Raw genomic sequence first — 14125 nt, forward strand, 5'->3', positions numbered from 1 at the left:
CTCGAATGGACTGAGTGATCCCACGCCGAGTTTTTCGCCACTGGCCCGAACGCACGGTCGCGAGCGCGCTCAACGGGAGCTCGGGTAATGAGGATATCTGCGTACTGCCATTTGACAGTACCGGAAATGGGTATAGTAGATTTCCCGTCCGCGAGAGTATGCTTCTCGCTGCAGCTAATCAGGGGTCCGTCGACGCAGGCTGACGCAGCAGTGGTACGTCGACCCGCGAAGTTGGGGCAATATGGTGGTCCTATGGCGTCGTTCTGGATAGGGGGACAACTGTGACTTCAGGTGAACCCCTCGCTGAGACCGCTGGCGCCAGGGACAGCACGAGGGGCTGGCAGGAACGAGCGATCGAGCGTCGCCTCGGCGAGGCTCGCGCCTTGGCGGTCGCACGCAGTACGCAGTTCATGGCGACCGCCTTGGAATTGGTCCAGGAATCGGGCCAGGCGAACTTCACTCTGCAAGCTCTCGCAGATCGAGCGAATCTCAGTGTTCGCACCTTCTATCAACACTTCGCCGGGAAGGACGAACTCCTGCTGGCGTTGTACGAAGATGTGACCGCCCAGTACACCGAGGCGGTACGAGTTCAGGTGCAGGGAGCCGATGGCCCCATGGCGCAACTGGAGGCGTGGTGCCGTGCCGTTCTCTCGCGGCCGGGCGCGTCGCAAGAGGTAGGCGCCCGTCTGGTGCTGATTTACAACCTGAGCCTGGAACTGGATAACCCGGAAGCGTTTGCCAAAGTGTGGGAGCCACACCGTCAGTTGCTGACCCAGATCCTGACCGCATGTTCACAGGCAGACCTGATTCGACAAGACCTCACGGTGAAGCAGTTGACGTCTCTGCTGGGCTCGACGATGACATCTCTGGGGCAGTACAACGCGCTGCACGGCGGTATCGAGGAGACCGAGTTGACGGAGGATGTCGTCTGGTCCTGGTGCAAGAAAGCCGTTGCCCGGTCGACAGCGACGTCAGGCGACGGGTAGCGGCCCGCCGTCTTGTAGCGGCGGGCATCGGGGTGGGGTGTCAACCTCCGACAGGGGCTGTTGCGACTGCAGACGCGCGGCAGCTAGTTCACGTAACTCGCCGACTCTGACTTTGTCACTGCCGGTCAGCGAAATGTCGTCATCGTCGAAGAACAGCACGTGACGTGGCACCTTGTAACTCGCGAGGCGCTCCCGGAGAAACGTTCGTATCTCCTCGGCCTCCATACTCGAGTCGTCTTGTGCGACAACGCAAGCAACGACGACCTCACCCAGCGTCTCGTGCGGGACACCAACGGTTTTGGCCACCTTGACGCTGGGATACCGGGCCAAGATCTCGTCGACTTCCAGCGGCGAGACATTAGCACCGCCCGTCTTGATAATCTCGGTAAGCCGGCCCGTCCAGAACAACCGCCCGACCTCATCGAGGTACCCTCCGTCGCCAGTATGAAAGAAACCTTCGGCGTCGAGCGTCTCATCAAGCGGCGTGCCGATATAGCCGAGCATGAGCGTTGGCCCCTTGACACAGATCTCGCCGCTCGTACCTCGCGGCACAACGCCGCCGGTCAGGGGATCGACGATCTTCAACGTCACGCCTGGTAGCGCAACGCCCCAACTATTGGCGTGTTGCTCAGGTGGTGTGTTGAGGCCGAAAATTGTTGAGATCGTGAATGTTTCAGTATTACCGTAGGCATGGTCGGGCAGATACCACTCGTGGAAGACCGTTGGGTGACGTGCGATCGGCGTCTTGACGTCTGCGAATTTCATGCTGCTGAGATCGACAGAGGACCAGTTGGGGGCAGCCTCGATCTGGGCCCACTGGTGCGGCCATGCGAACGGGTAATTCACCCGCTCGGATGCCATCAACTCCAGCGCTTCGGCGGCAGCGAACGTCGACTGCAGCACCAAGCATCCGCCGGCAGCGAGCGTCGCGCCCAGCGACATGACGAAATTTCCCGACCAGAAGTAACCGTTGGCCGACCAGCAGCGAATGTTGTCTCCCGGCTCGAAGCCGCATACCCGCCGGAAACGCCACATCTGGATGGTCATGCCGCGATGCGCGTTGAGGATGCCCTTGGGCTTGCTGGTCGAGCCCGACGAAAAGAACAGGGCGCCTGCGTCACTCGGCTTCGCCGCCGTAGCCGTTGCGATGACCAGTTCGCGCGGTTGCCCGGCGCCGCGAGTCAAGAACGTGGCCCAGTCGTCGGCACCCGGACCCGGCTGACCGACCAGCACGAGATCGCGCAGGAACGGCAATTTCTCCGATTGCAGCGGCGCAGAGTGACTTTCAGCCAGCTCGGGCACGAGGTCGGCCAGCACCGCGAGGAAGTCCGTCTTCAGCACCTGACGTTCGAAGAGCAACAGCGCGACGTTCGATGCGGTGAGCAGATACTCGAGCTCGCCCGGTGTGGAAAAGGTGCTCAAAGCCACAGCAACACCGCCGGCCATCGAGATGCCGAAGAACGCAGCCACCCACTCGGGACGGTTGGTCATCAGCAGGCCTACCCGGGTGTCTTTCCCGACACCACTCGCTCGCAGGGCAGCCGCCACCTGCACGGCCTGCTCCCACAGCTCGTTATACGTCCACCGGGTGGTGTCCCCGTCCGCCGAGTGGAACACCAGAGCCTCGCGCTCGCCGTACATCGACGTGACGTCGCGCAGGAAACCGGGCAGTGTGAGTGCGCCGAGCCCGGGCTCCTCGCTCAGTGGCGGACCTGCCGAGATCGACGGAGCTGGTGCAATGTTGGTCGTCATCGAGGGCCTGGGTCGCTCAGAACGGCAATTCGATCTCGGCCGTGCACTTGACGAGCTCTTCACCGTTCTGGTTCTTCAGGTGCACCCTCACCTGAACGAGCGGCATACCCCACGCCGACTCTGACTGCTTGTCGATGACCTCGCCCTCGAAGTACGTCACGTCGCCTTCGAAAGCGGGGCCGCGGAAGTCGGCTTTGCTGTGCCGCACCATTCCGTTGTGGCCTGCCCAGTAGGCGAGATAGTCGGTACACCACGCCCCCATCGTCGCGCCGTAACCGTACGCGCGGACCATACCCACTTCGCTTGCGCGATCGGCGTCGATGTGGCCTCGTGACGGTCCGAGGTAAAGGCCGTCACGCTTGCGCGGATCGATAAACGCGTCTTCCTCGTCGAACGCGAAGTCTTTCCCGAAGCCCGGATTCTGATACACCCACGGGTCGTCGACACCTTCTGGCGCGACCCAGTAGAACGAGCCCCAGGTGTTGAAGACGAACGCGCGATACTCGGTGGTGAAAGTGGCGATGCTGTGCGGCCCGATGACCCGCCGCGGCAACGTATCCCCCACCTTGACCTCGTCGAAATGTGGGGAAATGCCGGCCCGATTGGATTCCAGCCAGTCCCGGCGGATCCGGTCGACCTCCTCGAGTTCCAACTGCGTCCAGCGCTTGATCTCGCCGAGTTGGTTTTCGAACATCCCGCGCTTGGTCGCCTCTTCGTAAAGGTAACGAATGGCAGTGGAACGTTCGCGGGCCACCAACACCCCGTGCTGGTTCTTGTGGACGGTGTCGCCTCGCGAAAACATCGTCGGCCCAGCGAATTTCGTCTCGACCACTTTGTAGTCATGGAAACGACGCTGCTGAAAGAGCTGGTCCCCCGGGCGCACCGGGCAGCCGTAGAACCACCATTCCTCGCCACCGAAGATCAAGTGACTCGTCGGGATGTGACCGACACAGGCAGGTGCCGCGCCGTGCCCGTAATCGAGTGCGACCGCAATGGACTGCGGAGCGATGAGGCCGCCGAAGGCCGAATCGCGAGCAAATCGCTCATCCCAGTGCAAGGGGTTCGGATAGTCCATCGCCATGACCCAGCGACGAATGTCCGATGAGCTGCACGGATCCCACAACTGTCCGCCGCCGATGGGCTTCCCGACCCGATGGTCGACGTCGGACACATCCATCTCGACACGCGACTCTTCATCCGCTGCCGAACTCGGCTGCCTTGCCATAATGCCTCTCCTGCTCGGTGGTAGCGGTGGCCGCGATGACCGGCGGGCCGCCCGGTCGTGCACTCAGCGCTCGCACGACGTCCTCGAGCAACTGCACAAAACCCGCCCGCGAGGCGATATCCGTCAGCCCAATACCGCTCATGACGAAGTGCGCTAACGCTGAATGCTGCTATTCGCTCACGTCGATTGTCAACCATTGCCTACGTTGACTTTCAATTCAGGAGAACAGTATTCTCACGGTCAGACCTTCAACGGAGACGGAGCGAGCGTGCTTCTTGAGCTCGACGACGACCAGCGCCTTTGGCGCGACACAGTCAGGGAAGCGGTGGACAAGCAGTGTCCGCCCTCCTTGGTCCGCCAAATCGCCGAAGGACGTTCGACCCCCGACGATCTGTGGCAGCGGTACCGCAATCAGGGCTGGACGGAACTGGCCGACGCAGACAACATGATCGAACTCATCCTCGTCCTCGAGGAGCTGGGACGCGCGTCCGATCCGACACCGTTTCTTGCTTCACTCACCCAGTTCGCGCCCTTGGCCGGGGACCACTACGACCCTTTCCAGGCCGGCACCGCGGTCTGGGAAGGGGTCACCACTCGCAGTCAAAGCGACGGCTGGGTCCTCGACGGTGTGGCCCGATTTGTCCTCGACGGTGATCGCGCAGATCGCCTCGCAGTCACCACTGCATCGGGGGTGTTCATCGTCGACCGAAGCGCGGTACTCGCCCGCCGGGTCACGACATTCGACCCCATCCTCCATGTCGCCGACCTCTGGTTCGATTCCGTCCCGGTCGACGAGCAGGATCGTGTCCGTACCGACGGCGAACGGGCGCTGCAGATCGCGCTCACCGGCGTCGCGATCACCACTGTCGGTGCGTGTCAACGCATTCTCGATCTGACCTTGGATCACCTCAAGCAGCGTCAGCAGTTCGGGGTCGTGATCGGGTCATTCCAGGCGCTCCAGCACAAGGCCGTGGACATGTACGTGGCGATCGAGCGCGCCCGCGCGCTGGCCTACTTCGCGGCGCTCACCATTGCCGCCGACGATCCGCGCCGTCGCCTCCTGGCCCGGATGGCGAAAGCCGCTGCAGGCGAGGCACAGTCGCAGGTCGTCCGCAGCGGGATGCAGTGCTTCGGTGCGATGGGACTGACCTGGGAGAACGATCTGCAGTTCGCCGTCAAGCGCGCCCGGGTAGGCGAAGTGTTGCTCGGCAGCGCCGAAGAGCACCGCGCATTCGTTGCGAAGGAGTATGGTGCAGCTGACTTTTGACGACGACGTCGAAGCCTTCCGGGCCGAGTTCGCGGCGTTCCTCGACGAGCATACGCCATCGGAAGCCCTCACCCGGGAGCGACCGCGCTCGGTGTCGCACATGCCGCAGTGGGCCAGGGACTGGCAGCGCCTGCTGTTCGACCAAGGGTGGCTGCTGCCCGCCCAACCACCGGAGTTCGGGGGGCGCAACGCGACGGTCCTCCAGCAGTTCGTCCATCTCGACGAACTGTGTCGCCGCAGGATCTTCCACAGCTTCAACCCGCAGGGCGTCAACATCGTTGCGACATCGTTGATCTCGTTCGGCACCTCCGAACAGAAGCAGCAGTGGGCCGTACCGGTGCTACGCGGTGAGAAGACAGCTTCGCTGGGCATGAGCGAGCCCAATGCCGGTTCCGACCTCGCCTCGCTACGGACACGCGCAGTCCGCGACGGCGACGATTTCATCGTCACCGGCCAGAAGGTGTGGACGTCGGGAGCCCACGACGCCGACTTCCTGCTCGCCTTCGTGCGCACCGATCCCGATGCGCCCAAGCACAAGGGCATTTCAGCGTTGGTGATCCCGACGGACAGCGAAGGCCTCGTCTGCCGGCCCTTCGGTGACATCGCCAGCGCCGACAATCTGGATTTCAACGAAGTGTTCTTTACCGATGTCCGCGTCCCCGCAGAGAACCTGGTTGGCGAGCTGAATCAGGGTTGGCGAGTGGCCAACGGTTCACTCGGCCAAGAGCGGACCATGATGTGGCTGCTGTTCGCCGACCGGCTCGACAACCTGATCGCCGACTGCCGACCACAGTCGCCAGTCGGGCAAGACCAGTACGCGTCGATGATCATCGACTACCACGCCCTACGCGCACTGGGTTCAGCCGCGCTGGGCCGGGCCGCGCGCGGTGAAGCCGACACCTCGTCGATCTCGTTACTCAAACTCCTCGGTTCCGAAGCCGAGTGTCGCGCCGCCGATGTCGTGCTGTCGACGTCCGGAATCGACGGCCTGCTCCATCCCGTCACCGGTCGCTATCAGCACATGAACAACGACGAATATTTCGCCAGCGGCTTCGAGCGCTACACCCGGGGCGTGGCGGCCACCATCGCGGGCGGAACGTCGGAGATCCAGCGCAACATCATTGCTCAACACGTACTCGGTCTTCCCCGTGGCTGATCACGTCGTAAGACAGGAGAAGCGCTGTGGCTGAGACTGATTGGTCAGGAATGGAATTCCTGGTGGTCCGTCGGCTCGGTGGTATCGTCACGGTCCGCCTGAACCGGCCGGCGAAAATGAATGCCATCAACAGCGGCATGGAGAAAGAATTCTACTCCGTCCTCGCCGACTGCAACCGCATCGACAGCGTCAAATGCGTGCTGCTCTCCGCAGAGGGCCCCAACTTCTCGTCGGGACACGACATCCAGCAAGTAGCCAACGAGACCGTCGGCGGACAGGAACCCGCGACAATCGAGGACAAGTACTGGGTCCACACCGGAGACCTGTTGCCTCCGTGGCGATTCACCAAAGGTCTCGTCGTCGCGGCCAAAGGCTTCGTCGGGCCCCACGCGAACACGTTCCTTCTCGCCGCCGACGTGGTCATCGCAGCCGAGAACACCCGCTTCAGCTGGGAAGAGTCTCGGGTGGGGGTCGGTGCTCCCTACGGACCCTACGCACTCATGCCGTTCCACTTCCCCATCCGAGTGATGAAGCAGCTGTGGATGACAGGGGGATGGCTGGACGCGCACACCGCGCGCGACCTGTTCTACGTGAACCGCGTCGTCCCGCTGGGCGAAGAAGAAGCCGTCGCGATGCGCTTCGCCGAGCAGATCGCGCAAATGGAGACCGGTGACCTGGTCGCAAACAAGCGCGGTACACACCGGCTTTACGAAGCGGCCGGGCTTTCGGCGATGGTCGATGTGGGCCGAGACCCCTATGCGCCCGACGCGCAGGCAGCCGTCGCCAAGGAACACCACCTCCGTCTCATCCACGAGAAAGGCGTCAAAGCTGCGGTGCAGGCGCGTGACTCGGGTTGGGACGACGAGGTGAGCAAAGTCTGACGTCCCCATGTTCCGCCATGATCTGCGCACCGAATGAATGTCGAGAGAGGTAACGCCAATGCCCGATGCTGACGCGATCGTCGCAGCGATCAACAATCACTGTGAAACGCTGAGCGACCACGACAAAGAGGGCTGGCTGGCGTTGTGGGCCGATGACGCCGTTCTGGAAGACCCGGTCGGGGTTGACACCTACACCGGGCTCGAGAGCCTGCGAACCACGTTCTGGGGCATGGTGTCTGATCTGTCACCGATGAAATTGTGGCTCGAGCGCGACATCGTCATCTGTGGCAACGAGGCGATTGCCATCCTGCAGGGTGTCGTCACCCGCAACGGCGCCTTGCAGCACGTCGGCCCACTGATCGACCACTTCAGCTTCAACGACGCCGGCAAGATCTCGATGATGCGCGCCTTCTGGAAGTACGCGTGACCTTGCCGACCCGGGAAACGTTGCCGGCCATCGTCAGTCGGATGGCCGCCACGGACCCGCGTCGGCACTTCATCCGGACCGTCGACGGCGACGCGGCAACGTGGGCCGAACTGCAGGAGTCGATGACGCTGTGGTCGGCACGCTTCCTCGCACTGGGCGTCGGCCGCGGGGATGTCGTGGTCACCGTCCTAGAAACCGGCCTGGACTCGGTGGCTGTGTGGCTGGGACTTGCGAGTATCGGCGCGGTCGACGCAGCCACCAACCCGGAATTCCGTGGCCGTATGCTCGCCTACACCATCAACAATTGCGCACCAGCGCTGCTCGTCGTCGCCGCACGCCACCTCAGCGTAGTGGACGCTGTCGCTGCTGAACTACAGACCGTCACAAGGGTTCTCGTCATCGACGACCATGACGAGCTACCGATCCCGGCGACCTCGCTTCCTGCCCCGACCCGGCCGGCCGACATCGACGCAGACCTCGCCGAGGCGAAGCGCGTGATGACCGAGCCGCAGTCCCACGACATTGCCTGTATCACCTACACGTCGGGAACCACCGGGCCCTCCAAGGCCGTGCGTCTGCCCTGGGGTCAACTCCACTCGATCAATTCCGGAACCTTCCCGCTCGAAGACCTCACGCCGGACGACGTCTTCTACTGCACGACGTCACATGCCCATTTCGGTTCCAAATCCATCCCCTTCAACGCTGCCATGGTCGGTGGCCAGGTCGTCATGCGCCCACGATTCGCGCTCAGCGCCTTCTGGCGCGACATACGCGAATTCGGCGTCACCACAGGCATGTTGGTCGGATCGATGGCCGACGTGCTGCTGCGCGATCCCAACAGTCCGGACGGCCCCACCACGTTGACCAACCTGTTCATGGCTCCGCTGGGCAACAGTTATCGACAGTTCAGCGAGAGATTCGGTGTACGCATCTGCACCGTGTACAACAGCACTGAGGGCGGCGTGGCGATCCGGTCGGGGTGGAACCCCGCCAACGCGCACACCGTGGGCCGACTCCGGCAGGGTTATCCGGATTTCGAGGTCCGGCTGGTGGACACCAACGATTACGAAGTTCCGGACGGCACCCCCGGAGAATGCGCGATCAGGGCGCGAGAGCCGTGGGTGATGAACGCCGGATACGTGAACGACGACAGCGCAACCGCGTCAGCGTGGCGCAACGGCTGGTTCCACACCGGGGACGCGCTCGTCCGAAACGCCGACGGCGAGTACACATTCGTCGACCGGCTCAAAGACGTGATCCGGCGACGGGGAGAGAACATCTCGTCGTTCGAAGTCGAAGCTGACGTGCTGCAGAATCCGGAGATTGTCGAGTGTGCCGCGGTCGCGGTTCCGGCGGACTCGGTGGAAGACGAGGTTCTTCTGTTCGCGGTGCGCCGTCCGGGTTCGTCGATCACCGCGCCCGAGTTGGCAGCGAACCTCGCGAGCCGGATGACCCGTTTCATGGTGCCCCGGTACATCGAGTTCATCGACGAACTGCCGAAGACCCAAGCAACGTTGCGCGTAATCAAGGCCGATCTTCGGCAACGCGGCATCGGCCCGCACACCTGGGACAGCCAGAACCAAACGGCTCGCATGTCGGCGAGCACGACTGCCAACAAGTGATCGAAAGTAGGCACACCCGTGACGACTGAGCATTCCAATGGCGCGACGAATTGCCCTGCCAACGGCGGATATTCGGATCTCTTGGAGAGCGTGTCCTTCATCGACCCGGCCGTGCAAGAGAAGCCGTTCGACTACTATCGCGCGCTACGTAACTGCGACCCGGTTCACTTCGAAGAAGACCTGGGCATGTATTTGGTGTCACGTCACGAAGACTTGATGACGGTGCTTCGCGACCCTGTGGTGTTCTCCCAAGAGCTCGGCTACTACAAGCACATGGCGAGCGGCCACCTCGACGCGATCAAAGAAGTGCTGGAGCGCGAGGGCGGCGGCTTCTTTCCCGACGTCGCCAACATCGATCCGCCCAAGCACACCCGGGTGCGCCGGCTGTTGTCCCAGGCGTTCAGCAAGAAGCGGATGAATTCCCTTCAACCCCAATTCGAAACTCTCGTCAACAGCTTGATCGACGGCTTCGTCCATCGTGGACGCGTCGACGGTTTGCACGATCTCGCGCTGCCGATGGCGATCGCGTTCAGCCAGCAGCAACTGCAGGTCGATGACCTCGACATGGCCACCATCAAGCGTTGGGGCAGTGCCTACCTGTCCCAATTCAGCCTGCAGAACACTCGAGAAGACATGATCGCCGCGGCGCATGACCTTGCCGAGATGCAGCGCTATCTCATCGATCTGGTGCGCCGACGCATTGACAAGCCGGAAGACGACATGCTCTCCGACATCATCACGGCACCCGCTTCCGACGAGGAACCGTTGAGTTTCGACGAGCTGGCCGCCACTGCACGCATGTTGCTGATCAACACCCACGACTCGATGTCGACAGCCTTCACCAACATCCTTTTCCAGGTCGCGACCAATTCGGAAATCGGCGAGCAGTTCTACGCGGCCGGCCACGACGACGCGCAGATGAGCAAACTCATCGAGGAGCTGTTGCGGCTCGAACCTCCGGTACGTGCCCTATCGCGGGTCACCACGGCCCCAGTGAACCTCGGTGGCGTCGAGTTACCGCAGGGCGCACATCTGCTCATCTTGTTCGCCTCGGCCAATGACGACGATTCCGTCTTCCAATGCCCGCGCCAGTTCGACACCAGCCGCATCAACCTCAGGAAGAGCATGACGTTCGGAGCCGGCACTCATTTGTGTCTGGGAATCGCATTGGCACGAATGCAGCTGCTGGCCGCGGCGCGACAGACCGCGCTGAGACTCCCCGACCTACGCCTGGCCGTGCCGGTCGAGGACATCAGATACCTTCCCAACGCCGCACTGCTGGCGATGGAAAGCCTCCCCCTGGCGTTCACCGTCCGACCGACAGAGGAGCCACGCCGATGACGTGTGAACCGACAACTCTGCCTGATACAGAAGGTGTGGACATCCCCGCCCTCCGCGAGCGGTACCGGTGGGAGCGCGACCGTCGGCTCCGGCCAGAAGGGCAGGCACAGTATGCCCCGGCATCGGAGACGAGCGCCGGACTCGACTACAGCGATCCACACCTGCCGCGGGTGTCACGCCCGGCGCTCAACGACGAGATGGATGTGGCAATCCTCGGCGGCGGTTGGGCCGGTGTCTTGGCCGGCTACCATCTGCGCAAGGCAGGGGTCGAAGACTGTCGGATCATCGAACAGGCCGGTGATTTCGGCGGAGTTTGGTACTGGAATCGCTATCCCGGCCTATCCTGCGACAACGACTCCTACTGTTATCTGCCGCTGCTGGAAGAGATGGGATCCGTTCCGTCGAAGAAATTTGCAGACGGCCTCGAGATCAGAACGTATTGCCAAAGTGTCGCCAAACGGTTCAATCTCTATCAAGGCGCGCTGTTTCACACCTGCGTCAACGCGTTGACCTGGGATGAGTCCATCTGCCGATGGCGCATCGGAACCGATCGGGGTGACGACCTACGGGCCCGGTTCGTGATCGTTGCCATGGGGCCGATCAACACGCCGAAGGTGCCGCGCGTGCCGGGTCTCGACGACTTCGAGGGCGAGATGTTCCACACCGCCCGTTGGAATTACGGCTACACCGGCGGCAGTCAAGAGGAGCCCATTCTGGACAAGCTGGGCGACAAGCGGGTGGCAATCGTCGGTACCGGCGCCTCGGCAATCCAGGCGATTCCCTATCTGGGGCGATACGCGCAACAGCTGTTCGTCCTCCAGCGCACAGCTTCCACCGTCGACGAGCGTCACAACACCCCGACCGACCCGGACTGGATAGCCGGCCTACAACCCGGCTGGCAACGAGAACGCCAAATGAACTTCCACCGGGCTGCGCTCGACGGTCTGATACCGGGTGAGCCGGACCGGATCTGCGACATCTGGACGGAGATCAACCGCAATCTCTCAGCGCAGTTCGAGCAGACCGGGTGGCCGCAATCACCGGAGGAGTTTCTCGCGGTACGTGAAGTCATGGACTATCGCGTGATGGAGCGACTGCGAGCTCGCGTCGACGAAACGGTGAAAGATCCCAATACAGCGGCGATCCTGAAGCCGTGGTACCGCCACATGTGCAAGCGGCCGGCGTCAAGCGACGATTACTACCCCACGTTCAACAGATCCAACGTCACGCTTCTCGACGTGTCACCCAAACAAGGTGTCGAGCGCATAACCAGGCGCGGCTTCATTCACGAGAACACCGAATACGAAATCGACTGCATGATCTTCGCCAGCGGCTTCGAAGTGACGAGCGACCTACAGCGAAGGTGGGGAATCGACAAGATCTCCGGGCGCGGCGGCCGGTCGCTTTACGACAACTGGGCGCACGAGTTTCGGACGCTGCACGGCGTGATGACACAGGGATTCCCGAACTCGTTCTACATGGGCTTCTTCCAAGGCGGCTTCAATGCCTCGACAACGGAAACGTTCAACAATCAGGCCCGCCACATCGCCTGGATCATCGAACAGGCATCGCAGCGCAATGCCGCGACAGTCGAGGCCACGTCGGAAGCCCAGGACGCATACGTGGACCATGTCCGCAGTGTCGCTGTCGACACCACCGACTTCATCCGCGAGTGCACACCGGGCTATTTCAACAATGACGGTCAGGAGATCGCCGATGGGAGCGGTGAACTACGGCCGCGCTCTTATACCGGTGAGTTGTACGGCTTGGGCTATTACGCGTTCGAGAAGCTTCTCCAGGATTGGCGCGATGCCGGGGACCTCTCAGGTGTCACGATCACGACACCGTGAAAGCAGGGCTCGCCTCATCACGGTTTTCCGAGGGTGCGTCAGTGTTTTGGGCCGATTCGGTCCTGGCGGTACCTCAGTCCAGGATGATCGGGGAACGTACGTCGCGCCGACCACGTGATGCGATAACCGCGACGGTCACCATACGGCGACAGCCAGTCTCGATTTGGCCGCTGCGACAACGATAAAGGTCACCATCGCGAAATTTTCGGGCGAGAGGCATTTAGCAGCCTGACAAACCGACTGCTCACCCTCTCAGCTGCCAGCAGTCGAACTCTCCACCGGCGCGGAACATCACGGCGCAGGAGCGCCGTGTACATGGGCGGCTTTGCGCGCCTCCCGCTCTTGGTGGATGCGAACCAGTTCACGGAAACCGATACGTTTGTACTTCGGCACCGGCTGTATGCCCCAGACATCTTGCGCGGTCTGCTTGGACGCAGCACCCTCGGGCGCGCCGAACATCGGGTAGGGGACCTTGCACTCCAGGCTGTCGTCGGAATACCGGACCTTGAGGAGCTCGCTGCAGATCTCGGTGAGGCTCAAAGTCGGGTAGCCGTAGTAAACCGCCATGAACGGAAGCGTGAAGGCGCCTTCGATGACGAGGGCGATCAGGCATACGAGAACGGCTCGCTTGATCCATTTGTGCATCCGCGCGTAGTAGGGCGTAGTCCCAGGAGGGAGGTCTTCCGCGGGATCGTTAGTCCCGACAGACGCCGAGGATGTCATTTTAATGCTCCTTCAGGCCCTCTTAGTCGGCGAAAATTTCGCGATTGACGGTGTGCAGGTACGGAATAGCCAGGAACGGGGTGATGTAGAAGATGTCGAAAGCCCACCAGCCCACCACCGGGAAGATGGTTCCTGCGTATCGGACATCGGCGTACAGCGTCATGTTGAATACGTAGGTCACCCAGATCACAACGCCCATCCAGCAGGTGATGATCATCCACTGATGGCCCCACCGCTTCATTTGCAAGAAGCCGATCGCGGCTGACACGCGCATAGCGAACACGGTCAAGATGAAGCCGAACACAAACGACTTCTCGCCGGGTCCGCCGGCGCCGCCAAGCCAAAGCTCGTTGTAGTGCCAGAAATAGCCACCGTCAAAAAGATAACCCCAGCCGGCGGTCAACACGCGATTGATGAGCGTGTGATTGGCAATCCAGTCCAGACCCCAACCCAGGGTGTTGAGCATCCCGTCGATCATCACCAGGTAGCCGATCAGAGTCACGATCATCGGCCGCATGGACAGTCCCTCGCGGGCGGCCTGGCGCTGTAAATAGATGCCCCGCATGAAGATGGGAAAGCCGAAGACGCCGGGTGCCCAACACCCCATGAGCCCGGCACCGATGATCATCCATTCGTCGGCGCGGCGCTGCGCGGCCCGCGACTTCTCGTCGTGTTCCTCAAGGCTGCGCGAGCTGTCCGGATCCGATCCCCTCGCCGCCGATGACTTCGACCGTGAAAGGCGTTCGATGAGAGGCAGATTCACAGATCCCACCACCCACGCGCGAAGGACATGTAGAGCTGGATGCCGAACATCAACGCCAGGTAGCCGTAGATCACTAGCTGGAAAACGATCAATGCCTTCTTGCGCTGTCGTTCCCGCTGGTCAACCATGAAA

13 protein-coding genes are annotated in these 14125 nt (G+C 62.1%); 8 read left to right on the forward strand and 5 right to left on the reverse strand.

Features of this window, described 5'->3' with window-relative positions:
- Nucleotides 1-281 precede the first annotated feature (281 nt).
- The gene (locus AC5Y43_RS11990) at nucleotides 282-986 is read left to right on the forward strand and encodes a TetR/AcrR family transcriptional regulator (protein ID WP_499972583.1); all 705 of its coding nucleotides are present in this window, start codon (nucleotides 282-284) and stop codon (nucleotides 984-986) included.
- On the opposite strand, the gene AC5Y43_RS11995 is transcribed toward AC5Y43_RS11990, so the two are convergent.
- Nucleotides 972-2738, reverse strand: coding sequence for a class I adenylate-forming enzyme family protein (locus AC5Y43_RS11995; RefSeq protein WP_499972587.1), 1767 nt, complete (start codon nucleotides 2736-2738; stop codon nucleotides 972-974). The genes AC5Y43_RS11990 and AC5Y43_RS11995 overlap by 15 nt on opposite strands.
- 16 nt (nucleotides 2739-2754) lie before the next feature.
- Nucleotides 2755-3963 carry a MaoC family dehydratase gene (locus AC5Y43_RS12000; protein ID WP_499972590.1) on the reverse strand — a complete coding sequence of 403 codons (1209 nt, stop codon included), beginning with the start codon at nucleotides 3961-3963 and terminating at the stop codon, nucleotides 2755-2757.
- Between the two features lie 268 nt (nucleotides 3964-4231).
- On the opposite strand from AC5Y43_RS12000, the gene AC5Y43_RS12005 reads away from it, so the two are divergent.
- From AC5Y43_RS12005 to AC5Y43_RS12035, 7 genes are read left to right on the forward strand one after another with little or no spacing between them, the layout of a single operon-like run.
- A complete protein-coding gene (locus tag AC5Y43_RS12005) occupies nucleotides 4232-5230 on the forward strand; it encodes an acyl-CoA dehydrogenase family protein (RefSeq protein ID WP_499972592.1) in 999 nt (332 codons plus the stop codon).
- Complete coding sequence (locus AC5Y43_RS12010) at nucleotides 5214-6386, forward strand: acyl-CoA dehydrogenase family protein (RefSeq protein WP_499972596.1); 1173 nt, start codon at nucleotides 5214-5216, stop codon at nucleotides 6384-6386. The genes AC5Y43_RS12005 and AC5Y43_RS12010 overlap by 17 nt, the downstream gene beginning before the upstream one ends.
- 26 nt (nucleotides 6387-6412) lie before the next feature.
- Complete coding sequence (locus AC5Y43_RS12015; RefSeq protein ID WP_499972599.1) at nucleotides 6413-7267, forward strand: enoyl-CoA hydratase/isomerase family protein; 855 nt, start codon at nucleotides 6413-6415, stop codon at nucleotides 7265-7267.
- 58 nt (nucleotides 7268-7325) lie between these two features.
- Complete coding sequence (locus tag AC5Y43_RS12020; RefSeq protein WP_499972601.1) at nucleotides 7326-7694, forward strand: nuclear transport factor 2 family protein; 369 nt, start codon at nucleotides 7326-7328, stop codon at nucleotides 7692-7694.
- A gap of 41 nt (nucleotides 7695-7735) precedes the next feature.
- Complete coding sequence (locus tag AC5Y43_RS12025; RefSeq protein ID WP_499972602.1) at nucleotides 7736-9316, forward strand: AMP-binding protein; 1581 nt, start codon at nucleotides 7736-7738, stop codon at nucleotides 9314-9316.
- An 18-nt stretch (nucleotides 9317-9334) separates the two neighbouring features.
- Nucleotides 9335-10657 carry a cytochrome P450 gene (locus AC5Y43_RS12030; protein ID WP_499972603.1) on the forward strand — a complete coding sequence of 441 codons (1323 nt, stop codon included), beginning with the start codon at nucleotides 9335-9337 and terminating at the stop codon, nucleotides 10655-10657.
- Nucleotides 10654-12507, forward strand: a complete 1854-nt coding sequence (locus AC5Y43_RS12035) for a flavin-containing monooxygenase (protein WP_499972605.1) — start codon at nucleotides 10654-10656, stop codon at nucleotides 12505-12507. Before AC5Y43_RS12030 ends, AC5Y43_RS12035 begins: the two co-directional genes overlap by 4 nt.
- A gap of 291 nt (nucleotides 12508-12798) precedes the next feature.
- Here AC5Y43_RS12035 and AC5Y43_RS12040 read toward each other — a convergent pair whose 3' ends face one another.
- Genes AC5Y43_RS12040 through AC5Y43_RS12050 form a run of 3 tightly spaced genes read right to left on the reverse strand, consistent with a single transcriptional unit; the run spans nucleotide 12799 to nucleotide 14121 of the window.
- On the reverse strand, nucleotides 12799-13230 hold the full coding sequence (locus AC5Y43_RS12040; protein WP_499972606.1) for a hypothetical protein: 432 nt from the start codon (nucleotides 13228-13230) through the stop codon (nucleotides 12799-12801).
- A gap of 22 nt (nucleotides 13231-13252) precedes the next feature.
- Complete coding sequence (locus AC5Y43_RS12045; protein ID WP_499972608.1) at nucleotides 13253-13993, reverse strand: hypothetical protein; 741 nt, start codon at nucleotides 13991-13993, stop codon at nucleotides 13253-13255.
- Nucleotides 13990-14121 (reverse strand): hypothetical protein, encoded by a 132-nt coding sequence (locus AC5Y43_RS12050; protein ID WP_260060476.1) that lies wholly within the window; start codon nucleotides 14119-14121, stop codon nucleotides 13990-13992. Before AC5Y43_RS12050 ends, AC5Y43_RS12045 begins: the two co-directional genes overlap by 4 nt.
- Between the last annotated feature and the right edge of the window lie 4 nt (nucleotides 14122-14125).

It is taken from the genome of Mycobacterium sp. NGS57, assembly GCF_059812405.1.

What these genes read in the sequence shown, in the direction of transcription:
- AC5Y43_RS12040 (WP_499972606.1), bottom strand. Translation starts at nt 13,230, where the DNA reads ATGACATCCTCGGCGTCTGTCGGGACTAACGATCCCGCGGAAGACCTC.
- AC5Y43_RS12025 (WP_499972602.1), top strand. Translation starts at nt 7,736, where the DNA reads ATGGCCGCCACGGACCCGCGTCGGCACTTCATCCGGACCGTCGACGGC.
- AC5Y43_RS12050 (WP_260060476.1), bottom strand. Translation starts at nt 14,121, where the DNA reads ATGGTTGACCAGCGGGAACGACAGCGCAAGAAGGCATTGATCGTTTTC.
- AC5Y43_RS12020 (WP_499972601.1), top strand. Translation starts at nt 7,326, where the DNA reads ATGCCCGATGCTGACGCGATCGTCGCAGCGATCAACAATCACTGTGAA.
- AC5Y43_RS11995 (WP_499972587.1), bottom strand. Translation starts at nt 2,738, where the DNA reads ATGACGACCAACATTGCACCAGCTCCGTCGATCTCGGCAGGTCCGCCA.
- AC5Y43_RS12035 (WP_499972605.1), top strand. Translation starts at nt 10,654, where the DNA reads ATGACGTGTGAACCGACAACTCTGCCTGATACAGAAGGTGTGGACATC.
- AC5Y43_RS12000 (WP_499972590.1), bottom strand. Translation starts at nt 3,963, where the DNA reads ATGGCAAGGCAGCCGAGTTCGGCAGCGGATGAAGAGTCGCGTGTCGAG.